This is a genomic window from Flavobacterium foetidum (assembly GCF_004634245.1).
Lineage (GTDB): Bacteria > Bacteroidota > Bacteroidia > Flavobacteriales > Flavobacteriaceae > Flavobacterium > Flavobacterium foetidum.
Genome location: NZ_SJTF01000003.1, coordinates 85,181 through 110,484, shown reverse-complemented (window position 1 = coordinate 110,484; position 25,304 = coordinate 85,181). Strand labels below are relative to the sequence as shown.

Below are 25,304 nucleotides of genomic sequence, written 5' to 3'. Positions count from 1 at the left end.
GTAAAAAATATGAAAGTTACCATTGTAGGAGCAGGAAATGTTGGAGCTACCTGTGCAGATGTTATTTCTTATAGAGGAATTGCTAGCGAAGTAGTATTGTTGGATATTAAAGAAGGTTTTGCCGAAGGGAAGGCGCTGGATATTACTCAGTGTGCTACCAACACAGGTTTTAATACCAAAGTTTCAGGAGTAACCAATGATTATTCTAAAACAGCCGGCAGTGATGTAGTCGTAATTACATCAGGAATTCCAAGAAAACCAGGAATGACCAGAGAAGAATTGATAGGCATTAATGCTGGAATTGTAAAAGCAGTTGCCGAAAATGTACTTAAGTATTCTCCTGACACTATAATTGTGGTGGTTTCCAACCCGATGGATACCATGACTTATCTTGCTTTGAAAGCAACAGGTCTTCCTAAAAACAGAATAATTGGTATGGGAGGCGCTTTAGACAGTTCTCGTTTCAGAACTTATCTTTCTTTAGCGTTAGATAAACCGGCAAATGATATTTCAGCAATGGTAATCGGGGGGCACGGAGACACTACTATGATTCCGTTAACTCGTTTGGCTTCTTATAATGGTATTCCGGTAACTCAGTTTCTTTCTGAAGAAGTATTGCAAAAAGTGGCAGCAGATACAATGGTAGGTGGAGCAACACTTACAGGATTGCTTGGAACTTCTGCTTGGTATGCTCCAGGGGCATCGGTAGCTTATTTGGTAGACAGCATTCTAAACGATCAGAAAAAAATGATTGCATGCTCTGTTTTTGTAGAAGGAGAGTACGGCCAGAGCGATATCTGTATTGGAGTGCCTTGTATAATAGGCAAAAATGGGGTTGAAGAAATTGTCGATATTAAATTAAACGATCAGGAACAAGCGCTGTTTGCAAAAAGCGCAGATGCAGTTCGCAGCATGAATGATGCTCTGAAATCTATTTTAGTATAATAAAAACCGAAAAAAAAGAAAAAGGCTGCACTTTTGCAGTCTTTTTTTTGAGATTAATTAATAAATTAATTGGTTAATATTTTCGTTAATTATATATTTGCTCGGTTTAAAAAAAAATTGGTAATTCGTGATCTCGTTTTTTTGTTTTAAAAAATCATGTCAGGGCTTATTTTATGGGACTTTAAAACAAAAACAAAAATAAAACATAATTAATTTTTAGTAATAATGCAGAATAAAGGACTTATTAAATTTTTCGCAATTCTATTTGCATTGGTAAGTATTTACCAACTATCATTCACTTTTGTGGCAAATGGTGTCAAAAGTGAAGCTAAAGCTTTTGCAGGAGATAATCCTGATAAAGAGCTGAAATATTTAGATTCTATTGGTAAAGTAAAAGTATTAAATCTTGGTTTTACTGATTTCACTTACAACGAAGTGAAAAACAAACAGCTTAATAAAGGTCTTGACTTAGAGGGAGGAATCAACGTAATCCTTCAGATTTCTGTAAGAGACATTTTAAAAGGGCTGGCTAATAATTCTAAAAATCCGGTATTCAATAAATCGTTAGCGGATGCAACTGCAAATTTAGAAGGAAATAAGACCTATTTAAATAAGTTTTTTGAAGCTTTTGACGCCAATTCAAAAGGTTCTGTAAAATTAGCATCACCAGAAATTTTTGCAAACAGAAGTCTTCAGGGAGAAGGTGGAGTTGATTTTCAAATGTCTGATGCTCAAGTTCAAAAAGTAATCAAAAGAAAAGTTGACGAGTCTATCGAAAGTGCTTATAAAGTATTGAGAGAGCGTATCGACAAATTTGGTGTTACACAGCCAAACATCCAAAAATTAGGAGAAACAGGAAGAATCTTAGTAGAGCTTCCAGGGGCTAAAGATGTAGACCGTATCAAAAAATTATTAGGAGGAAAAGCTCAATTAGAATTTTGGGAAACTTATAAAATCGAAGAAATCGGAAGCTTCCTAGTAAATGCTAACGAAGCTTTAAAGAAAACTGAGGTTAAGAAAACTGAAACTAAAACTGTTGCTAAAGACTCATTGAACGCTTTATTGACAGATGCTAAAGATTCTACTGCAGCTAAAAAAGGAAACAATCCGTTGTTTGATAAAATCATCATGAACGGTAATGGTCCTGTTTTAGGATTTTTTGCTCCAAAAGATACAGCCGTTATCAATTCTTACTTTAAAAGACCTGACATTAGAGTTTTACTTGGCGCAGATCAGCACTATGCTAAATTTGTATGGAGTAAACCAACAACTATAAAAGATCCTACAGCAAAAGATATCAATACTGCAAAAGATATCGAAGCAGTTGAATTATATGCTTTAAAAGGAAACAGAGACAACAATCCAGCAATGAGCGGTGGAGTTGTAACTGATGCAAAAGATACTTTTGATCAAATGGGTAAACCTGCAGTATCTATGCAGATGAACAGCCAGGGAGCAAAAGTTTGGGAAGAATTAACAGGAAGAGCTTTTTCTCAAAAAGGTTATATCGCTATTGTTCTAGATAACATCGTATATTCTGCACCAGGTGTTACAAGCGGACCAATTGCTGGAGGAAGATCTGAAATCACAGGTTCTTTTGATGTAGCTGAAACTAAAGATTTAGCAAACGTATTGAATGCCGGTAAATTACCAGCTTCTGCAGATATTATCCAGTCTACTGTTGTAGGGCCATCTTTAGGTCAAGCAGCGATTGATGCAGGTACAATTTCATCTGTATTAGGATTCCTATTAGTTTGTGTTTGGATGGTATTCTATTATGGTAAAGCTGGTTGGTATGCAAACCTTGCTTTATTATTAAACTTACTTTTCTTATTCGGAATTATGGCAAGTTTTGGTTTCGTACTAACATTGCCAGGTATTGCGGGTATCGTGTTGACATTAGGTACTGCGGTAGATGCGAATATTATTATATACGAAAGAGCAAAAGAAGAATTGCGTGAAGGTAAATCACTTTCTGAAGCGGTTCAAGCTTCTTATGGATGGCATGGTGCGATGCGTTCTATTATTGATGCAAACGTTACTCACGTTTTAACTGGAGCAATCTTATTTATCTTTGGTACAGGTCCGATCAAAGGTTTTGCATTGACTTTGTTAATCGGTATCGTAACTTCATTATTTACTTCGATTTTTATTGCGAGAATTTTTATCGACAGAAATATTGCTGGAAAAGCTGATTTAACGTTCTCTACAAATATTACTAAAAACTGGTTTACAAACTTCCACTTTGATTTTATTAAAGTTAAGAAGTTCACTTATATCTTCTCTTCTATTGTTACAGTAGTGAGTTTAACTTCTATCTTTTTCATTAACGGATTAGATGAAGGTGTTGATTTTGTTGGAGGTAGAACTTTCCAAGTTAAATTTGAGAAGCCAGTTGATGCAGCTGTAGTTTCTGACGAGTTGTCTGCTGCTTTTGGAACTCCAGTTGAGGCTAAAATCTTAGGAGATGATGATCAGTTGAAAATCACTACTAAATACAAAATTAAAGAAGATGGTGTTGCTATCGATGAAGAAGTAAACCAAAAATTATACAAAGCTTTGTCTAAGTATTATACCAATACTTCTTATGAGAAATTTACGAATACTTATGATGGTAAGAAAGTAGGGGTGTTGCAAGCTTCTAAAGTGGGAGCTTCGATTTCTGAAGATATCAAAACTAACTCTTACTGGGCGGTTCTTGGTGCAATGGCAGTTATCTTCTTGTACTTAATGGTTTCTTTCCGTAAATGGCAATATTCATTAGGAGCGATTGCTGCAGTAGCACACGACGTTATTTTTGTATTAGGAGTTTATTCATTATGCTATAAATTTATGCCTTTCCACATGGAAATGGATCAGCACTTTATCGCAGCGATTCTTACGGTAATTGGTTATTCCATGAACGATACTGTAATCGTATTCGACAGAGTTAGAGAGTTTATCATCGGAAACCGTAAAGGTAGTTTTGAAGATATCGTAAATGCTTCTATTAATACTACATTATCTAGAACATTGAATACTTCATTAATGATGATCATCGTTTTATTGACAATGTTTATCTTCGGTGGAGAATCAATCCGTGGATTTATCTTTGCAATGTTAATCGGTATTATCGTTGGTACATATTCTTCATTATTTATCGCTACTCCAGTATTGGTTGATACAATCTCTGCTGATGAGAAACATACAATTGAAGACAAACACAATAAAGCTTAATTAGAAGTTTTTTTAAATAATTAGAAAGATCCAGTGAAAACTGGATCTTTTTTTTATACTATATTTAAATACAGTTTAATTTAGTGTATGACAAGAAAATTACTTTTTGGTTTATTATTGGTCTTAACGGCTAAAACAGTTGCGCAGGAATCCTATTCACGTTATGCTCTAGGTTTTAATTACGGTTTTGGAAGTGAATTCAATAACAGAAACTATATATTTACGAATCATTTTTACAAGTTGCAGTTGTGTTACAAGCTAAAGGAATCGAAACTATTTAAGTATGCAATCCTTCTTCAGCCAGAAATCAATTTTGGAAAACATCAATTGTTGAATCTCTATTTTGTAAAACCCGATGATTCGGATTTTGAAGAAAGGAGAAATCGATATTTGCTTCTAAAAGATGTTCGAGAATATGTTCTTAATGTTGGTTTTTTGATTAGGAAACCTTTAATAAAGCATTTTTCGGCTTATCTTTTGGTGAGTTTAGGTCCAATGATAACCGACACAGAAACAGAAAGAATGTCCAAAGGTTTTGCTTTTGCCGATGTGTTGGCAGTTGGACTTACGATAGATTGCAACAGTTTTCAGTTTGATGTCCGTCCGAGTGTAAGACATGTTTCCAATGCTGGTTTAGGAAGCAATAATGCAGGTTATAACAGCAAAAATATTGAATTTGGTATTCTGTATAAACTTAAATAAAAACGCCCAATATTTGACTTATTGGCGTTTTTGTTTTATGTGACAAATTGTTAAGATTGCGCTAGTGGATTTCTTTGTGCTCTTATGATAAAGAAAAGACCTATAATTATAAATGGAATACTTAGCCATTGTCCTGTAGAAAACAAGCCTAATTCCTGCTCGATGCCTCCTTGGCTTTCTTTTACAAATTCGACTATGAAACGAACAACAAATAAAAGCACTAGGAACAAACCAAACAAAAGTCCTGATTTAAGTCTTGCATTTGTTTTCCAATATAAAAAGAATAAGATTGCAAAAACAAATATATAGCAAAACGCCTCATATAACTGTGTTGGGTGTTTAGCAGGAACCTGAGCCAATAAATCGGCAAATTTAGGATCTGTTGCTATTGCTGTGTAGGCATCTTTTGGGTTCGCAATTTGTGTTGCATTTACAGCTTCGGCTTTGCTGAATTGGTCGTGCAAAAATCGAACTCCGAAAGAAGATGTCGTTTCGTGTCCGATAATTTCAGAGTTGAAGAAATTCCCTAAACGAACAAAAATTGCACCGCTTGCAACCGGAATTACAACTCTGTCTAAAATCCATAAAAGCGGACGTTTAAGGATTTTTTTGCTGTAATAATACATTGCAATTATAATCGCGATGGCTGCACCGTGACTTGCTAATCCCTGAAAACCTGTAAATTCGAATTTTGGCTCAAATCTGAAAGGAAGAAAAATTTCCAGTAAATGGTTTCGGAAATATTCCCAATCGTAAAAAAAGACATGACCTAATCTTGCGCCTGCCAATGTCGCAAGAACCGTCCAAACAAATAGAGAGTCTAATTTATCAAGTGATTCGTTTTCGCGTTCAAAAATCTTTTTCATTAAGAACCATCCTAAACCAAAAGCGATTACGAACATTAAACTGTAGTAGCGAATCATAAAAAATCCCAAATCTATTCCTTCTGAAGGATTCCAAACAAAATTTAAGGCTTGTGTCATGTATATAATATGTTTTTATAGTGTTGTAAAAATAAATATTTAATAGAGAGCGCTTCTTTATAAAAAGTTAATGTTTATGTGAACATTTCTTTTCTGGAACAGGATCGTATCCATTTTTTCCCCAAGGATGACAGCTCAAAATTCGTTTGATTCCTAAAAATCCTCCGTAAAACAATCCATGTTTTTGCAGAGCCTGAATCATATAGGTCGAGCAAGTAGGCTCAAATCTGCAAGAAGCCGGTGTAAAAGGCGAAATAGCAGTTTGATAAAACCGTACCAAAAGCACAAATGGATAGATCAGGATTTTAGACAACATATTTTTTTAGTGTTCAGTGTTCGGTTTTTTTTGTATTCAGTTTTACGGTAATTTAGGTCAAATTGCAAATCTGAAGCCTGAAAAACACTGAATACTGAACACTTATTTTATTGTATGCTAAATGAAGTTCCTTCTTTTCCGTCCTTAAGCTGGATTCCTAAAGCGATTAACTGATCTCGAATCTGGTCAGAAAGGGCAAAATTCTTATCTGCTCTCGCCTGATTTCTCATTCCGATCAGCATATTTACTACACCTTCAAGTTTGTCGGTAGTACCATCTGTAGCTTTTTCATCATTCAAACCTAAAACATCAAAAACAAAAGCATTAACTGCTGTTGAGAAGTCTTTTAGATCTTCGGCAGATATGGTTTCTTTTCCATCCTTCAATAAATTTACATAACGAACAGCTTCAAACAACTGCGCAATCAAGATTGGAGTATTAAAATCATCGTTCATTGCGTCATAGCAAAGCTGTTTCCATGCTTTGAAATCTATAGAACTGCCGTTTGATGCTGATATGTTTGGTAAAGCATCAACGGCTTCCATTAATCGTTTGTATCCTTTTTCAGCAGCAATTATTGCATCATCAGAAAAATCGAGAATACTTCTGTAATGCGCCTGAAGCATAAAGAAGCGAGTTACCGAAGCCGAAAAAGGTTTGCTTAAAACAGTATTGTTACCGCTAAGAATCTCGCCTGGCAGAATATTGTTTCCGGTAGATTTTGCCATTTTCTTTCCGTTTAAGGTAAGCATGTTGGCGTGCATCCAGTAATTTACCGGAGATTGTCCTGTGCAGGCTTCATTTTGAGCAATTTCGCATTCATGGTGTGGGAATTTCAAATCCATTCCACCTCCGTGAATGTCAAAATGAGTTCCGAGATATTTGGTGCTCATTGCTGTACATTCAAGATGCCAACCCGGAAAGCCATCGCTCCAAGGAGAAGGCCATCTCATGATATGTTCAGGTTCGGCTCTTTTCCAAAGGGCAAAATCCTGTGGATTTCTTTTATCAGACTGCCCGTCAAGGTCGCGTGTATTGGCAAGCATGTCGTCGATATTTCTGCCGCTTAAGATGCCGTAATTTTTAGTTTCATTGTATTTTACCACATCAAAATAAACCGATCCATTTGCTACATAACCAATTCCCGTATCAATTATTTTTTTGATGATTTCTATCTGTTCGATAATATGTCCTGTAGCAGTTGGTTCTATGCTTGGCGGTAAAAAGTTGAAAGCTTTTAGAATGTCATGAAAATCAACAGTATAGCGTTGTACGACCTCCATTGGCTCCAATTGCTCTAAACGTGCTTTTTTGGCAATTTTATCTTCGCCTTCATCAACATCATCCACAATATGTCCAACGTCGGTAATGTTTCGAACATAACGAACTTTATAATCAAGATGCAAAAAGTATCTGAAAATCACATCAAAAGACATAAAAGTTCTCACATTTCCTAAGTGAACATTACTATATACCGTAGGTCCACAAACATACATTCCAACATTCCCTTCATGGATTGGTTTGAAATCTTCTTTTTCACCAGATAGTGAATTGTATATTTTGAGAGGTTGCGTTGTATATAATGGCATATTTTTGACTTAAATGTTTATTGTTTATGGTTTGTTGTTTATTGTTTTTGGTTGAAAATGTTATTTAAACTTTAATCCTTTGAGTTCACAATTATTAAGATAGTCCATCATTGCTCCAATTTTGTTTTTTATAAGTTCAACACTTTCATTTAGCTTTAAATGTTGTTCTTCAGAAATCAGTTTTTGTCAAAAGCTGTGTAAGATTGCGATTTAACCTAACCAGCGGAACCTTTTGCCATACTTAAAAAATTGGTGAATTTCTATTTCCATTTCGTTCAAAACCTCAGCAATATTATCCATAACTGGATCTGAACTTCTGTCAGTTTGATCTTTGAGAATAGTTTGTTTTTAAGCTTGTATTTTGAATTAGAAATTCGATTTGCTGACAGATTTCTCATGCCAGTCTCCAAATTTCCAAATCTTCAATCTATCTATTTTCGCCATCAGAACAACAACTATTAACTAAAAACAATAAGCTTTTTTAAAACTGAGTGTCTAGTTTAATGTAATCCAGAAATTCTCTTTTTGTTTGCGGATCTTTGAATTTCCCTCCGAATTCAGAGGTTACGGTACTGCTTTCGATATCTTTAATACCGCGTGAATTTACGCAAAGATGTTTTGCATCAATTACGCAGGCAACATCTTCAGTTCCTAAGGCTTTTTGTAATTCCTGAACGATCTGCATAGTCAGACGCTCTTGAACCTGAGGTCTTTTAGCATAATATTCGACAATACGGTTCATTTTAGACAAACCAATAACTCTTCCGCTCGAAATATAAGCCACATGAGCGCGTCCTATGATAGGCAGTAAGTGGTGTTCGCAGGTAGAGTAAACGGTGATGTTTTTCTCTACAAGCATTTCGCCATATTTGTAATTGTTGTCGAAAGTAGAAGCTTTTGGCTGTTTTGCAGGATTAAGTCCGCCAAAAATTTCTTTTACAAACATTTTTGCAACTCGGTTTGGAGTACCTTTTATGCTATCGTCTGTTAAATCCATTCCAAGAGTCTGCAGAATGTTTTCAACATCTTTTTTAATTTTTTCTATTTTTTCTTCGTCAGTAATATCAAAAGCATCTGCTCTAAGCGGGTTTTTTGCATTGCTGCTGAAGTGATTATCTCCTATTTCGTCTAAAAAATCTTCGTTATTTATCATTAAAAACTACTATTAGTATATGTATTCCTTTTTTAAGGCGGTAAAGATAATTAATAAATGGGAAACCTTTTCTATCGTTTTTATTATTTAATTCATGCTTTTTGGATATTCTGTAATTTAGTCTTAGAGCAGTTCATTAAAAGCACAAAAGACAATAACATTTTTGTTATTGCCTTTTGAGCTAAGTTTGGTTTCAGTTTTATTTTTTTGTGTAAACTTTTAAAGCTTCTTTTAAAATGTTAACAGCCGTAATAAGGTCTTTTTTGTTCAAGACATAAGCAATACGCACTTGATTCAATCCCATGCCGGGTGTCGAATAAAACCCTTTTGCAGGAGCAATCATAACGGTTTCGCCATTTAAATTATAACTTTCCAATAACCATTGAGCAAAATCGTCAGAATCGGCTATTGGCAGTTGGGCAATACAATAAAAAGCACCCTTTGGTTTGGTCACAATAACGCCTTCAATTTTGTTTAATTCAGAAATCAGCGTGTTACGTCGTTCTTTGTATTCGCCAATTACTTCGTCAAAATAGCTTTGAGGTGTATCAATTGCAGCTTCACAGGCAATCTGTTCGATTGTAGGCGGACTTAAACGTGCTTGAGCAAATTTCATTACCGTCGCAAGAACCTCCTTGTTTTTAGTAACCAGACATCCTATTCGCGCACCACACATACTGTAACGCTTAGAAACAGAATCTACCATAATCACATTTTGTTGTACATCTTCTAAATTCATCACCGAAAAATGCACATCATCTCCATCATACAAAAATTCGCGATACACTTCGTCTGCTATTAAATACAGGTCGTGTTTTTTTATCAAAGAAGCAAGCTGTTTGATTTCGGCTTCAGAATATAAGTAGCCGGTCGGATTTCCAGGATTGCAAATCAGAATGGCTTTTGTTTTGGGTGTGATAAGTTGCTCTACTTCTTCAATGCTTGGCAATGCAAAAGCGGTTTCGATAGAAGAAACAAGAGGAACTACGGTTGCACTTGTTGAAGATGCAAACGCATGATAATTAGCATAAAAAGGTTCAGGAATGATAATTTCGTCTCCTGGATCTGTAATTGTGGCCAGTGCAAAAAGTAAGGCTTCAGAGCCACCAGTGGTTACAATGATGTCTTCTGGGTTTACATTTACATTTTGGCGCTGGTAAAAATGAGCTAATTTTTTTCTATAACTTTCATATCCGGCTGACGGACTGTACTCTATAATACTTAAATCAATATTTTTTACCGCCTCGATGGCCACTTCGGGTGTCTTGATATCCGGTTGACCAATGTTTAAATGATACACCTTGTGTCCTTTTTGTTTTGCAAGATCTGCAAAAGGAGCAAGTTTGCGTATCGGTGATTCGGGCATGTTTCTGCCTTTGTGTGAAATTGTTGGCATGAGTTTAAATTATTGAAGTGCAAATTTGCATTTTTTTTTCGAATATAACGTATACAATATGAGCACTTGCGAAAATGTAACAATTATAGATATATTTACTAATTTTATAATAAAATATTGCCAATGAAAAAATATATAGGATTGTTTTTTGGGTTATTGCTGCCATTTTTTATTTCCGCACAAGGCGATTTTTCGATTCAAGGCAAGAACAGTAAGGTGGTGATTCCATTTAAAATGATCAATAATCTTGTTTTTATTCCGATAAAAGTAAACGGAGTTGAGCTAAATTTTCTCCTTGATTCTGGAGTCGAAGAGACAATACTTTTTAGTATGGAGGAAAAAAAAGAGGTTAGTTTTAATAATATAGAAAAAATAAGACTTCGCGGACTAGGGAGCGAGGAAGAGGTTGAAGGACTGAAATCTGCCAACAACGTTCTCGAGACGCATGGCTTGCGTTCGAGCGGGCATTTGGTTTATATAATCCTCGATCAGAGTTTTAATTTGTCTTCGCATATCGGGATTCCAGTCAACGGAATTATTGGCTATAAATTCTTTAAAAATAATGTTGTCGAAATAAATTACAGTAAAAAGAAAGTGATAGTCTATGGAAGTAAGAGTAAAATCAAGCAGAAACTCGAGAAAAAATTCACTCAAATCCCAATTACGATAGAAAGATCTAAGCCTTATATACAGACAAATGCAGTGGTTGATTCTGTTGCAATGTCGGCAAAACTCCTTGTAGATATTGGAAACAGTGATGCCTTCTGGATTTTTGAGAACGACAAAATAAAGCTTCCTAAAAAGAATTTTCCTGACTTTTTAGGAAAAGGATTCAGCGGCGATATTGAAGGGCATCGCGCCAAAATCGAAAAGTTTTCTATTGACGGATTTGAGTTTAAAAGGCCAATAGTTTCTTTTCCTGATTCGTCATCTATCAAAAATGTAAAAATGGTTCCTAATCGTATTGGGTCTGTCGGAGGAGAAATTTTTAAGAGATTTACTCTGGTTTTAGATTATCAAGATCAAAAGCTGTACCTGCGTAAAAATAGCAGATACAAAGAACCTTTTACCTATAATAAAAGCGGTATTACGGTACAACACAATGGATTGCAGTGGGTGCAGGAAACAGTGCATATGGAGACTGTTCAGGTTTCAAACTCTTTTAGCGATGTGAGTTACGACGGAAAAAAAGACGATAATTTTAAATATAAATTTGCTTTAAAGCCTGTTTACGAAATTGTAAACATTAGAAAATTCTCGGCCGCCGCCAAATGTGGTCTGCAGGCAGGAGATATTATTGTAAGCATTAATCACGAAAGGCCTTATAAGTATTCTTTGCAACAAATTAATCAAATGTTAAAATCAGAAGAGGATGTTTGGATTACATTAGAGGTAGAGCGCGACAGTGTCATTTTAAAATTCAGATTTAAACTACAAGATGAGCTTTAAGATGCTGTTTTAAAATGTGTTAAATAATTTTAATAAATGTTTGATTTTTATTAATATAATGCAGTTTCTATTGAAATTTGTGCAAAAATGAGTGTTAAATTGCATTTTATGCTAATAGTGGGCTAAATTTTAGTAAGTTTATCAAAAAAATACCACTTTATGGCAAAAAACTACAATAAATTCTTACGAATATTTTTATTTTTTGTTTTTTTCTCAATATTTTCTTCTTCGCTCCATGCACAATGTGCAGGTACAGATGCTGTTTTTACAGTCTGTGATATTCCTAATTCAAGCAGTAAGACAATCGATTTGTTTGCCCTTTTGGGAGGAAGCCCAACGCCGGGAGGAACTTGGACAGACGATTACGAGTCTGGAGGTCTTAATTTAAACACGGGAATTTTAAATGCACAGCTTATCCGTGAGAGTGGCATTTATAATTACACTTACACAGCGCCCGCCAACAACGGTTGCACCGATAATACAGCTATAGTTACAGTAACTATTGGCGGTTATTCTGGGGTGACTTCTCCCAATGTTTCTGTTTGTAGTTCTGTTGGTTTCTTTAATCTTTTTCAGGCATTTAATGGTGTAGATGTTAGTCCCCAATCAAATGGGCAATGGTATAATGATACGACCAATCAGTATGTCAATTCTTCTATAAATGTTACGAATATGCAGGGGAATTATAAATTTACCTATACTATGCCAGCTATCGGAACCTGTCCTGCAATGTCTTCGACGGCATTTATAAGTGTTTTCAGAGCACCAGAATCTGGTACTCCAGCTCATTTAGATTTATGTGCCAGTGACGGCCTTTCTGCATATACCGATTTAGATTTGTTCAGCAGAATTTCAGGCTATGATTTGGGTGGTACATGGAGAGATAATTCGGGAACGGGCGAATTGACTTTTAATGGTGATCATAACATTAACCTTGAAAGAATATACAATACCCGAGGCGAAGGAACGTACAATTTTTCGTATCGAGTGCCTTCCAACAATCCGATTTGTCCTGACGACATAACGACTGTAAGAATCAGACTGGAAACAAAACTTGATTTTACAGATGCAGTTGTCGTCGTTAACTCTGATATCTGCGAAGATGAAATCCCGACAGCAAGTTATTCTGTCATGATAACAAAAGGTCCTGCACCTATTCCGAACGGAACTTACTATGTTTATTTTAATGTATCAGGACCAAATGGCGGTTCTGAGCGAGTAACAGCAAATTTTACAAATGGTATCCTAATATTTCCTATAAGTTCGGATTATTTTAAAAACGTAGGTATTTTTAATGTCAACATTACCAGTATCGTTTCGGTAAACAGTATATTGGCTTGTCAGAATATCATCAACAATCTTTCAGACGATTTGATTATTTATCCGCTTCCAGATTTAACAGATGCTGTTTTGGATACTCCTGTAGTTTGTCAGAATCAAGATGCATTGATAAACATGAGCAATGCTGTAAATCTTGCCGATGGAGTCTACGATATTGTTTACAATATTTCTGGAGCAAACACAGCAACTGCACAGGTTGTACGTATAACAGTCGTAGACGGAAAAGCTGTTTTTACGGTACCCGAGGTTTTAAATGCAAGAAGCGGCACATCGGTCATCAGGATTACGAGAATTACTAATGTTGTATCGCAATGTACCAATACTGCAAATGTAAGGGGTGAAATCCTAATCAATCCATTGCCTAATTTTTCGACACTAAGGATTCAGATTCAGAATGTTTGTTTTGGTGAAGCAGTTAGAGCAACCATTTCTGGTTTTGGAAATTTGACAGATGTGGCTATATCTTACACCATTACCGGAAGCAATATTTCGGGAATAGAAACCATCACTCTGGCTCCTGTAAACGGAAGCGCTTCTTTTGTCGTTCCAGCAAATTTGCTTTCAAATTCAGGAACTTCAACCTTGAATATCACCAATTTAAAAAATAATAGCACAAATTGTGATACCGCTGTTATAGGGGTTTCAGATTCTTTTGTCTTAAATCCGATTCCGGTGGCACCAACAGTAAACAATCAGACTTTTTGTAAAGCCGACGATGCTTCTGTAGAAGATCTGCAACCGCATGGAACGCAATATAAATGGTACAATTCACCGACTTTAACAACGCCTCTTGCTGAAAGTTATATTCTAAAATCTGAAAATTATTATGTAACAGTTACTTCTGCAGCAGGATGTGTTTCTCCTGCATCTATGATTACGGTCACGATAACCGATGTCCCTGCTCCGGAACTCAAGCAAGACGGCGAAAATTTCTGTGGACTCGATAATCCGACAATTTTAGATTTGTCTAATAATACCAATTCGCCAATGACAGTGGTTTGGTATGATGCTCCAACTGGTGGAAATCTGCTCTCTTCATCAACTATTTTGATTGATAAAAATACCTATTACGGTTTTGATTTTTCGCCGACGGATAATTGTTTCTCAGATCAGAATTTAGCTGTAACGGTTTCGTTAAAAGATTGTGATGCACCACAGTATCCGTTTTTTATTCCTGATGGATTTTCTCCAAATGGAGACGGTGTAAATGATTCGTTTGTAATTAAAGATATCGAATTTCTATATCCAGATTATACGCTCGAAATCTTTAACAGATACGGACTTGGAATGTATAAGGGAGATAAAAATAAACCGGCATGGGACGGTATGAATTACGAAAGGAGCGGCATTGCGGGTGGCATTGCTCCAAACGGAGTTTACTTCTATGTGCTTCATTTTAATAAAGACAATAAACCGCCTGTTCAGGGTCGTCTTTATTTAAATCGATAATTCATTTTTTTTTTAATAAATCTTCAAATGAAAAAAATTATACTTTTTATAAATTTCCTTTTCTGTCTCTCAGTTACCGCACAGCAAGATCCAGAATACACACATTATATGTACAACATGAGCGTGGTAAATCCGGCCTATGCAACAGGAGTTCCCGCTATGATGAATTTTGGAGCGCTCTACAGAACACAGTGGGTTGGGGCGGTAGGAGCTCCTAAAACTTTTACCTTTTTTGGACACAGCGCTTTGTCGGATAAGGTCGAGGTCGGACTGTCTTTTATTTCTGATGATATCGGAGACGGTGCTAAAAAAGAAAATAATCTGTATGCAGATTTTGCTTATGTTTTAAAATTAGGAGGAAAGTATAACCTTTCGCTCGGACTTAAAGCCGGATTTTCATCAATGCAGACTAATTTTAATGGATTCCGTTTTACAGATCCGCAAACCGATTTTGCTTTCTCCGAAAACATAAATGCGACAAAGCCTAATATTGGTGTAGGAGCTTATTATTTTAGAGATAATTTATATGTTGGATTATCTGTTCCGAATTTACTAAAGTCAAAATATATCGAAGAAAAATCAGGAATTAATGCTTTTGGTTCTGAAGAAATACATACTTTTTTAACAGCAGGTTATGTTTTCCAGATGAATGATATGCTGAAGCTGAAACCTGCATTTATGACCAAAATAGTAAAAGGAGCTCCAATGACTTTCGACTTTACAGCCAATGTGCTCTACAATGAAAAGTTTGAATTTGGAGCTGCCTATAGAATTGGTGATTCTGTGAGCGCTTTATTCAATTTCAACATCACTCCAACACTTCGTGCGGGTTACGCTTACGATTATACGCTCACCAATTTCGGACAGTTTAACTCGGGTACACACGAAATTATGCTATTGTTTGATCTTGACTTATTAGGAAAAGGATTCGATAAATCGCCAAGATTCTTTTAAAATGAAAAATATGAAAAAACTCATCGTTATTATATTCGTATTTTCAATACAGTTTATAAATGCTCAAGATCAAGAATTAATCAGAGCAAAGAAATTCTTTGATAGGACTTATTACAGTGAAGCAATCATTCTCTATCAGAAATTGGCAGACGAAAAACCATCTCAGGAAGTCATCAAAAATTTGGCAGATTCTTATTATTACACCAATGATTTGATTAAAGCACAACGCTATTATCGTCTCTTGATCAATAATTATAATAATGGTCTCGATAGGGAATATTATTTTAGATATGCTCAGACTCTTAAAGCTACCAACAGTTACGAGGATGCCAATAATATGCTCAAAGAATATTTTTCTAAATCTGGAAATTCTGATGATATCGTCAATTTCGAGAAAGATATCAAAACTTTAGAAAATGTAACGGCAATCGGAAAACGTTTTGAAATTAAAAATCTTCCGATCAATACGCCAAATTCTGAATTTGGAGCTGTTAGATACAAAGACAATCTAGTCTTTGCCGGTGTAAAACTGAAACCTGGATGGTTTGATAAAAAATACAAATGGGATAATAATACTTACCTGAATCTAGTTTCGATTCCACTAAAAAATATATTTTCTTCAGACTCGCTTGTACATTATTTTGCTAAAGAACTGAAAACGGGAATGCACGAATCGAATGCTATTTTTACAAAAGACGGCAAAACGATGTATTTTACTCGTAATAATTCTAAAAACGGAAAGAAAAAGAAGGATGATAAGAAAATTTCGAATCTGCAGATTTTTAAAGCCGAATTAGTAGATGGAAAATGGACCAATATTACTTCGCTTCCTTTTAACAGCCCAAACTATTCGGTTGAACATCCAGCTTTGAGCGCCGATGAGAAAGTATTATATTTTGCTTCTGATATGCCGGGATCATTTGGTTCGTTTGATATTTATTCAATTAATATTAATAAAGGAGCATTTGATACGCCAAAAAACCTCGGGCCAGAAATCAACACCGCTAAACGTGAGCAATTTCCTTTTGCATCAGCAGATCATAAACTGTATTTTTCTTCAGACGGACATTTAGGATACGGTTTATTGGATGTCTTTGTTTCGGATATTAATGGAAACGAATATTCTAAACCGGTAAATATCGGTTTACCATTAAATTCAAATCTAGATGATTTTGCCTTTAATATTGATTCGGAAACCAAAGAAGGCTACTTTGCCTCTAACAGAGAAGGCGGGAAAGGAAGCGACGATATTTATCAGTTTAAAGAAATCAAGGATTTGATTGTCGAAGACTGCAAACAGTTTATAGCCGGAACGATTACAGATATGGACACGGGGCTTCCGCTTGAAAATGCAACTGTAATTCTGCAGGATTCTGATAAAAATACTTTGAACACATTTACAACTCCGCTTGACGGAAAATTTAATTTTACTATTGCCTGCGAGGCTTCTTATAAAATCTCTGCTTTTAAGGAAAAGTATACAAACGAATCAAGACTTGTTACGGCAGATAAAACAAGAGATGCAGTAAATGACGGTTCATTGGCATTGAAATCTATGGAAGCAATCAAGCTGGAAGAAAAAGAAAATGCAGAAAAGAAGAGAAAACAAGAACTTATTTTAGAAGAAGAAAACAAGAAAAAAGAAATTCTGGCCGCAATTGAACTGAAGGAGAAGGAGAAAAAAGCCAAACAGGCAGAAATTGTAGCTGCAGAAATTAGAAAAACTGAAAAAGTAAAACAGATTTTAGAGCAGGAAAAAGATGTTGTCAAGGACAAAGATCGTCTCATCATCAAGACAGACCCGATTTACTTCGATTACAATTTATGGTATATCCGAAAAGAATCAAAAGTGGTTTTGGGAAGAGTGGTTGAATTGATGAAAAAATATCCCGGAATGATAATCGAAATCGGTTCGCACACTGACTCGCGCGGGAATGAAAAGTTTAATGAAAATTTATCTCAAAAAAGAGCCAATTCTACTCGGGAATTTATTATTCAATCCGGCATTGATGCCAAAAGAGTTGTAGCAAAAGGCTACGGAGAATCGGTGCCGATTATAAAATGTAAAACTGATGAATCTTGTACAGAAGAAGAGCATGAGTTGAACAGAAGGTCAGAATTTGTGATTAAGAATTTATAATTTTCTCCGGTAGAGCCGACAGCTTTTTAAAACTTTCGGATTTCATCTTCAAAGAAAATTTTGCCAAAATCTTTTTGTTGATTTCTTTTTTATTTAATTTTATAGACCTAACAATTGAAATTTATATTATGAAAAATCTGACCTTATCTTGTCTGCTTTTGGCCTGCATTGGACTCCAAAGCTGTAAAAATGAAGAAAAGCAAAAAGCCGAAGCTGCTGCAAAAGCAGAAGGAGAAGCAGTAGTAAGCACTGCCTGCTACAAAGCAATTTATGAAAAAGATACAATAGATTTAAAATTGAATACCTTAAAAAACGGAAAATTAACGGGAGACATGATAATGAAGGTTGCTCCAGTAACGGTGAGGACCGGAGAAGTTGCTGGCGAATTTCATGGTGACACCTTATTTATAGATTATACTTTTAAGGAAGCTGCAAGCCAAGGAAAGACTTTCAAAAATCCGATGGCATTGTTAAAACGTGACAATCAGCTCATTTTAGGAAACGGAACTATGCAGACTACTATGGGCGTTACCTATTTAGTAAAAGACAAGCCAATCGATTTTGACCGTGTTAAATACAAATTTGATTCAGTTGAGTGTATTGAAAAATAAGGATAAGCTAATTATCATATCCTAACACCACAGGTTTTAAAAACCTGTTGATTTAAATTATAGAATGATAAAAAAAGCCGTTTCTACTTAAAGAAACGGCTTTTGTAATTTATAATTTTAAGTTTTTTTAGAAAACTTCACCTTTAATTTTAAGGGCTACACGTCCGTCAGGATAATTGACTGCATTGGTTTCGACTGTAATTGTTTTACGAATCGGACCGCTTGCCATATTGTATTTCACATCAATTTTTCCTTTTTTTCCTGGCATAATAGCTGCGGCAGGTTTGGTAACAACGATTGAACTTAATGTTGATTCTGCTCCAGTAATTAGCAGTGGTGCGTCGCCTGTGTTTGTAAACTCAAAGGAGCGAACTCCGCTGTCTGTCTTAGAAATTTTTCCATAATCAATTGTATTGTCTGGGGCAGCAAATTCAATTTTTGCGCCATTTTGTGCATAACCTATTGCGCTAAACAATACGATAGCAATAAAAGAGGCAACATTTTTCATTTTGAAATTGTTTTTAAGTTGTAAGTAAATATACATTCTTTTAATTAACACACAAATTATTAATTCGTTTTTTATAGTGTACTTAATTATTTACTTTTGCTGTCAATTATAATTACAAAAATTGAACCAAAGTTTTGGTTTGTTTGTTATAGTGGTTAATCGTTTCATTGATTTATTCAAGTAACGATTAAGCCACTAACAAATTGACGATTAAACGAATTAACGATTAAACAACCTAATTAAATGACAATTCCAGCACAATTTGACGCTAAGACGATTGAGAACAAATGTTATGATTACTGGATGAAAAACAACTATTTTCATTCAGAACCAGATCATAGAACACCTTATACAATTGTAATCCCACCGCCAAACGTCACTGGAGTCCTTCACATGGGACATATGTTGAACAATACGATTCAGGATGTTTTAATTCGTAGAGCGCGTCTTAAAGGATTCAATGCTTGTTGGGTTCCGGGAACAGATCACGCTTCTATTGCTACTGAGGCAAAAGTGGTAGCAAAATTAAAAGCAGAAGGAATCAATAAAAACGACTTGACCCGTGAAGAATTCCTAAAACACGCTTGGGAATGGACAGATAAATACGGAGGAACAATCTTAGAACAGCTTAAGAAATTAGGTGCTTCTTGCGATTGGGAACGCACTAAATTTACAATGGATCCAGATATGTCTGCATCTGTAATTCGTTCTTTTGTTGATTTATACAACAAAGGATTAATTTACAGAGGTTACCGAATGGTAAACTGGGATCCAGAAGCCAAAACGACTCTTTCTGACGAAGAAGTTATCTACGAAGAACAACAAGGAAAATTATTTTTCTTAAAATATAAAATAGAAGGTTCCGAAGATTTCTTGACGGTTGCAACAACACGTCCTGAGACTATCTTCGGAGATACTGCCATCTGTATCAATCCGAATGATGAGCGTTTTACACATTTAAAAGGTAAAAGCGCTATCGTTCCAATCTGCGGTAGAGTAATCCCGATTATCGAAGACGAATATGTAGATGTTGAATTCGGTACAGGATGTTTGAAAGTAACGCCTGCACACGATATGAACGATAAAACGTTGGGAGAAAAACACAATCTTGAAATCGTTGATATTTTTAATGAAGATGCTACTTTAAACAGCTTCGGATTACATTATCAAGGAAAAGACCGTTTTGTAGTTCGTAAGGAAATCGAAAAAGAACTTCAAGAAATCGGTGCTTTAGCAAAAACAGAAACACACTTAAATAAAGTTGGAACATCTGAAAGAACCAAAGCCGTAATCGAACCACGATTATCAGACCAATGGTTCCTTAAAATGGAAGAATTGGTAAAACCAGCCATTAAATCGGTTTTAGAAACAGGAGATATTAAATTACACCCAAAACGTTTCGAAAACACGTATGCACATTGGTTAAACAATATTCGTGATTGGAATATTTCTCGTCAATTATGGTGGGGACACAGAATTCCTGCATATTATTATGGTGACGGTAAAGAAGATTTTGTTGTTGCAGAAAACATCGAAGAGGCACTAAAATTAGCGCAAGAAGCAACAAACAATAAACAATTAACAACAAGCGACCTTAAACAGGATGTTGATGCTTTAGATACTTGGTTTTCTGCATGGTTATGGCCGATGTCTGTTTTTGGAGGAATTATGGATCCAGAAAGTCCAGATTTCAAATATTATTATCCAACAAATGACTTGGTAACAGGTCCAGATATCTTGTTTTTCTGGGTGGCGAGAATGATCATTGCAGGTTATGAATATGCGGGCGAAAAACCATTTACAAATGTATATTTAACTGGTTTAGTGCGTGATAAACAACGCCGTAAAATGTCTAAATCATTAGGAAATTCTCCTGATCCTTTAGATTTGATTGATAAATTCAGTGCAGACGGAGTTCGTGTAGGATTGCTTTTAAGTGCTTCTGCAGGAAATGATATTATGTTTGATGAAGAATTATGCAGTCAAGGAAAAGCGTTCTCAAACAAAATCTGGAATGCTTTCAAATTGATTAAAGGATGGGAAGTTTCAGAAACTATTCCACAACCAGAATCATCAAAAGTGGCAATCGAATGGTACGAAGCCAAGTTGCAACAAACTTTAGTTGACATTGAAGATAATTTTGAGAAATACAGAATTTCAGATTCATTAATGGCAATTTACAAATTAGTTTGGGATGATTTCTGTTCTTGGTTCTTAGAAATGATCAAACCAGCTTACCAACAGCCAATTGACAGCGTAACTTTCGCGAAAGCGATTGAAATGTTAGAAAACAATTTGAAGTTGTTGCATCCGTTTATGCCTTTCTTGACGGAAGAAATTTGGCAGTTAATCGCTGAAAGAACTCCAGAAGAAGCTTTAATCGTTTCAACTTGGCCAGAAATAAAATCATTTGATGCTAAATTAATCGCTGATTTTGAAAATTCTATCGAAGTGATTTCTGGAATCAGAACCATCAGAAAAGACAAAAATATTCCGTTTAAAGATGCAATTGAATTAAAAGGAATCAACAGCGAAAATGTTTCTACTTATTTCGATTCAATCATCACCAAATTAGGAAACGTTTCGGCTTTCGAATATGTTTCAGAAAAAGTAGACGGTGCATTGTCTTTCCGTGTAAAATCAAATGAATATTTCATTCCGATTACTGGAAATATTGATGTTGAAGCAGAAATCGCAAAACTGACAGAAGAATTGAATTACACAAAAGGATTCTTGAAATCGGTAGAAGCAAAGCTTTCAAACGAGAAATTCGTAAACGGAGCTCCAGAGAAAGTGCTTAATTTAGAGAAGCAAAAACAAGCCGATGCCTTGGCAAAAATTGCTACAATTGAGCAGAGTTTGGCTGGTTTGAAATAAGAGTCATCTCTGTTTTGATTATATAATTAAACCCGACAGGTTCAAAAACCTGTCGGGTTTGTTGTTTTATACATACAGTTTGTCATTCCGAGGAACGAGGAATCACACTAGTGACTCAACAAAGATTGGCGATTTTTATTGTGGAATTTCGAGTGTGATTCCCCGTTACAGAAGTATTGTCTTTCTTTTTATAGATAATCCGATTTATTGTTTTTATATACCCCATTTTTTTAAAAAATAGTCTAAGTTTTTTGATTTTTGTATCTCGAAAAAATATAAATTTAGTACGATTTTACGTTAAAACAAAAAACGTCTTTACAATGAAAAAATATCTTTTATTTGTGTTTGCTTTCTGTTTTTTATTGGGGTGTTCTAATAAGGAAAATAAAGTTAAAAATATAGAGAGAGCTTTCTATTACTGGAAAAGCGGATCTTCTTTTAGTACTGAAACAAGTAGTCAGCTTAATAAATTGGAGGTAAAGAAAATCTATTACAAACTTTTTGAAGTAGATTACAGCGAAACGATGGGAAATTTTCCTTATCAAAAAAATAATCCTGATCAATATACCTTCCGGGATTTAGATTCTGTAAATGTTGTTCCTACTATTTTTATCAAGAATGAGATTTTTCAATACAATAATGAAAAGTCATTGGATAAGCTTGCAGATAATATTGTTTTTCTGATAAACAAATACCGCAAAGAACGTTATCGATATGGTAATAATGAGGAAATTAATTTTGATTATTCTGAAATTCAAATTGATTGTGATTGGACAAAATCAACAAAAGACAAATATTTTTATTTATTGAAAAAGATAAAAGAATTGTCAAAAAAGGAAATTAGTTGTACCCTAAGACTTTATCCGTATAAATATCCGGATATTATGGGAGTTCCACCTGTAGATAAAGCGATGTTAATGTGTTATAACTTGATAAAACCATTATCACAATCGGATAAAAATTCAATTTTAGATATAAATGAATTGAAATCATATCTGGATAAAAAAAGAAGCTATCCAGTGCATTTGGATATTGCATTGCCTGTTTTTTATTGGACGTTATGGTATCACAATAATCGTTTTGCAGGTTTAGTTGATTTTAGTTCGGCAGATATAAGTGGCATTACTAAACAGACTAAACCGATGTGGTATGAGATGACTGAAGATTACACTTTTGAATATGAATATTATTTAAAAAAGGGCGACCAATTAAAAATTGAAGAAGTCGATACCAAGACACTTCAGGAAGCAATTTCTATTATTAAGAAAAATGTAGAATTAGACGACACAACTACAATTTCGTTGTTTCATTTAGGCAATAGTACTTTAAAAAAATACAAAAATGAAGAGATTTCTAGTTTTTACAGCGCTTTTAGTAAGTAGTTGCTTCTACAGTTTTGCATGTGGTTATTCTCCGTATGGGGAAGATGTAAGGTATTGTCTGTTTAAACCTGATTATTTTAATTATTATCAGTACAAATCATTTTTTTACAATGCTGATTTATGGGGATTTGATTATGGCAGAAATCCGCAGGATTATAAATTGAATATAGATTCTAACATAGCAGACTGGTATAATTACACCAACAAAAAAGTTTCAATTGATGCTATTGAAGATTTTAATTTTAATTTATCATACACGGATATTCATTCTAAAAGTGATAACGACTTTATTAAATATTTGTATCAAAACAATAAAACAACCGCAATTACTTACCTTAAAATGGCAAAAAGTTGCGAAATGGTTAGTAGTGATACAGAAGATGTTTGGGAAAGAAACGAAGAGTCAAATAATCGAGGTAAATTTGAATTATTAGACAAAATGGTAGAAGCTACCAATAAAGAACAAAATCAATATTTTAAAAGAAAGTATGCTTTTTTAACGATAAGACTGGCTTATTATTCGGGAAAAAAAGATGTTATAAAATCAGTTTTTGAATCTAACTTCAATAAGAGCAAAAGAGATTATTTGTACTATTGGAGTTTGTTCTTTTACACTTTTACAAAAGAAAATCCGGGATATATGGTTGATGTGGCTAATTTAATGGCGTATTCTCCAGAAAAAAGTTACGCTAGTTACTATTATTTTCATCGTGATTTTAAAATTGAGGAAGCCTTAAAATATGTTAAGAACAAAGAAGAAAGAGCCAATGTTTATGCTTATGCATCTGTTCAAAAGGTAGATAAAAATCTTGACTACCTGAGAGAAATTTATAAAAACAATCCACAGTCTCAAATATTAGGTTTTCTGCTTTTGCGCGAAATCAATAAGATTGAAGATTGGGTTTACACGCCTTATTATACCAATTATACCCCAACAACAAATTATGTTGATTTTTGGAATGATAAAGTCAAAGTCACAACTGAAACTTTACGCAATCGCTCTGAAAACGATAGATTGTATGCAAAAGAAGTTTTAGATTTTATAAATACGGTAGATGTTGCTAAAACACAAAATCCTATTGTTTGGGAAGCTTCAAAAATTAATTTACAATTTATTACAAGAAATTATAGCGACTGTTTAAAAAACATTTCTCTATTTGAAAAAGAACATAAATCTGAAAAGATAACGGGAGAAATAGAAAAAATAAAAGCGCTCTGTATTACTGCAAATCAGGAAAATGGAAAAGCATTTATTAAACCTGAAATTGAAAGTATTATTTTAAAATACAAGGATGATCCACGTTTTATTTTCGCTTTAGGAAGAGAATTAGAATTTAGAGGAAATATTACTGATGGATTAGCTTTGTTGTCTTTAATTGAAGAAACAGCAAAGGAAACTTATGATTCAAATGATGTAGAATGGAGAAGTAACCGATTAAAAACTTCTGGTAACTTACAAGAGTTTTCACGTTATTTTGACTATCTGGATTTTGTTTATTCTGCCCAAGATCTGCAAATAATTGTTGATCGATTAGACAAAGACTCTTATACAGAATTTCAAAAAATAATTTATGTCAAATTGCTGAAAGACAAAGATTATCTTAAAGATTTATTAGGAACAAAATACCTGAGAGAAAATCAGTTGAGTAATGCTTTAACCGTTTTTAAGTCTCTAGATAAAAAATATTGGGATGACAATTACAATGCTTGGGAAAGAGGAGAATATGGAGATTATTATGTTTTTGATCAAAATCCGTTTTATGATTTTAAATATACCGATTCTTTTATTGAACATAAAGAAAAGTATGTTGTAACCAAGCTTGCAGTAACGGAGCGGATTATTAAGTACCTTAATTTAGCAAATAATGTAAATACAAAAGATCGGGATTATTATTACTTTCTTTTGGCAAACTGCTACTACAATATGTCAAATAATGGAAACTCTTGGATGATGCGCCGTTATAATAGTTTCGGCTATCAAAGCAGTTACCTAAACGAATCGTATATTGATGAAATAGAATATCGAAACAAAGTCAAAGCAATTGCTTTTTATCAGTTAGCCTATCAAAATGCAAAAACAGATAAATTTAAAGCACTCTGTCTGCGTATGATGGATTATGTTGAAAAAAATGAATATTCAAACTCAAAAAAAGTAGCTAAAGAGTTTTCGACATATAGCTCTGATCTTTCAGGATGTGAAAATTTAGAATCTTATTTTAAAGCAAGAAGATAGATTTGCTTTATGATCAAGCCTAACAGGTTTTTAAAACCTGTTAGGTTTTTCTACGCATAC

The 25,304-nt window shown here is 34.5% G+C and carries 17 protein-coding genes; 11 read left to right on the top strand and 6 right to left on the bottom strand.

What is annotated here, in order from left to right; translation table 11 throughout:
• The first annotated feature begins 9 nt into the window (after positions 1 to 9).
• The 3 genes from mdh (at position 10) to E0W73_RS05220 (ending at position 4,863) form a co-directional block, all read left to right on the top strand.
• The gene (gene mdh, locus E0W73_RS05230) at positions 10 to 945 is read left to right on the top strand and encodes a malate dehydrogenase (RefSeq protein ID WP_135221038.1); all 936 of its coding nucleotides are present in this window, start codon (positions 10 to 12) and stop codon (positions 943 to 945) included.
• Positions 946 to 1,170: 225 nt separating this feature from the next.
• A complete protein-coding gene (gene secDF / locus E0W73_RS05225) occupies positions 1,171 to 4,161 on the top strand; it encodes a protein translocase subunit SecDF (RefSeq protein ID WP_135221037.1) in 2,991 nt (996 codons plus the stop codon).
• An 87-nt stretch (positions 4,162 to 4,248) separates the two neighbouring features.
• A complete protein-coding gene (locus tag E0W73_RS05220) occupies positions 4,249 to 4,863 on the top strand; it encodes an acyloxyacyl hydrolase (RefSeq protein ID WP_135221036.1) in 615 nt (204 codons plus the stop codon).
• Positions 4,864 to 4,913: 50 nt separating this feature from the next.
• Here E0W73_RS05220 and lgt read toward each other — a convergent pair whose 3' ends face one another.
• From lgt to E0W73_RS05190, 5 genes are all read right to left on the bottom strand, one after another.
• Complete coding sequence (lgt, locus tag E0W73_RS05215; RefSeq protein ID WP_135221035.1) at positions 4,914 to 5,846, bottom strand: prolipoprotein diacylglyceryl transferase; 933 nt, start codon at positions 5,844 to 5,846, stop codon at positions 4,914 to 4,916.
• Positions 5,847 to 5,913: 67 nt separating this feature from the next.
• Positions 5,914 to 6,162, bottom strand: a complete 249-nt coding sequence (yidD, locus tag E0W73_RS05210) for a membrane protein insertion efficiency factor YidD (protein ID WP_135221034.1) — start codon at positions 6,160 to 6,162, stop codon at positions 5,914 to 5,916.
• 107 nt (positions 6,163 to 6,269) lie between these two features.
• Complete coding sequence (gene cysS, locus E0W73_RS05205) at positions 6,270 to 7,751, bottom strand: cysteine--tRNA ligase (RefSeq protein ID WP_135221033.1); 1,482 nt, start codon at positions 7,749 to 7,751, stop codon at positions 6,270 to 6,272.
• 481 nt (positions 7,752 to 8,232) lie between these two features.
• On the bottom strand, positions 8,233 to 8,904 hold the full coding sequence (folE, locus tag E0W73_RS05195; RefSeq protein WP_135221032.1) for a GTP cyclohydrolase I FolE: 672 nt from the start codon (positions 8,902 to 8,904) through the stop codon (positions 8,233 to 8,235).
• Positions 8,905 to 9,103: 199 nt separating this feature from the next.
• On the bottom strand, positions 9,104 to 10,300 hold the full coding sequence (locus E0W73_RS05190; RefSeq protein ID WP_135221031.1) for a pyridoxal phosphate-dependent aminotransferase: 1,197 nt from the start codon (positions 10,298 to 10,300) through the stop codon (positions 9,104 to 9,106).
• 123 nt (positions 10,301 to 10,423) lie between these two features.
• Here E0W73_RS05190 and E0W73_RS05185 point away from each other — a divergent pair, with 123 nt between their 5' ends.
• The 5 genes from E0W73_RS05185 (at position 10,424) to E0W73_RS05165 (ending at position 18,244) form a co-directional block, all read left to right on the top strand.
• Positions 10,424 to 11,749 carry a PDZ domain-containing protein gene (locus tag E0W73_RS05185; protein WP_135221030.1) on the top strand — a complete coding sequence of 442 codons (1,326 nt, stop codon included), beginning with the start codon at positions 10,424 to 10,426 and terminating at the stop codon, positions 11,747 to 11,749.
• 159 nt (positions 11,750 to 11,908) lie between these two features.
• On the top strand, positions 11,909 to 14,539 hold the full coding sequence (locus E0W73_RS05180; protein ID WP_135221029.1) for a gliding motility-associated C-terminal domain-containing protein: 2,631 nt from the start codon (positions 11,909 to 11,911) through the stop codon (positions 14,537 to 14,539).
• A gap of 27 nt (positions 14,540 to 14,566) precedes the next feature.
• Positions 14,567 to 15,493: a PorP/SprF family type IX secretion system membrane protein gene (locus E0W73_RS05175; RefSeq protein ID WP_135221028.1), complete on the top strand. Its 927-nt coding sequence runs from the start codon at positions 14,567 to 14,569 to the stop codon at positions 15,491 to 15,493.
• Positions 15,494 to 15,503: 10 nt separating this feature from the next.
• On the top strand, positions 15,504 to 17,633 hold the full coding sequence (locus E0W73_RS05170) for an OmpA family protein (protein ID WP_162847662.1): 2,130 nt from the start codon (positions 15,504 to 15,506) through the stop codon (positions 17,631 to 17,633).
• A gap of 128 nt (positions 17,634 to 17,761) precedes the next feature.
• Positions 17,762 to 18,244, top strand: a complete 483-nt coding sequence (locus E0W73_RS05165; protein WP_135221026.1) for a hypothetical protein — start codon at positions 17,762 to 17,764, stop codon at positions 18,242 to 18,244.
• Positions 18,245 to 18,371: 127 nt separating this feature from the next.
• Here E0W73_RS05165 and E0W73_RS05160 read toward each other — a convergent pair whose 3' ends face one another.
• On the bottom strand, positions 18,372 to 18,752 hold the full coding sequence (locus tag E0W73_RS05160; protein WP_135221025.1) for a DUF1573 domain-containing protein: 381 nt from the start codon (positions 18,750 to 18,752) through the stop codon (positions 18,372 to 18,374).
• 243 nt (positions 18,753 to 18,995) lie between these two features.
• Between E0W73_RS05160 and E0W73_RS05155 the strand changes: the two genes are divergently transcribed.
• The 3 genes from E0W73_RS05155 (at position 18,996) to E0W73_RS05145 (ending at position 25,244) form a co-directional block, all read left to right on the top strand.
• Positions 18,996 to 21,629 carry a valine--tRNA ligase gene (locus tag E0W73_RS05155; protein WP_135221024.1) on the top strand — a complete coding sequence of 878 codons (2,634 nt, stop codon included), beginning with the start codon at positions 18,996 to 18,998 and terminating at the stop codon, positions 21,627 to 21,629.
• 320 nt (positions 21,630 to 21,949) lie between these two features.
• Positions 21,950 to 23,011 (top strand): hypothetical protein, encoded by a 1,062-nt coding sequence (locus E0W73_RS05150; protein WP_135221023.1) that lies wholly within the window; start codon positions 21,950 to 21,952, stop codon positions 23,009 to 23,011.
• Positions 22,971 to 25,244: a hypothetical protein gene (locus E0W73_RS05145; RefSeq protein ID WP_135221022.1), complete on the top strand. Its 2,274-nt coding sequence runs from the start codon at positions 22,971 to 22,973 to the stop codon at positions 25,242 to 25,244. The genes E0W73_RS05150 and E0W73_RS05145 overlap by 41 nt, the downstream gene beginning before the upstream one ends.
• Positions 25,245 to 25,304: the final 60 nt, after the last annotated feature.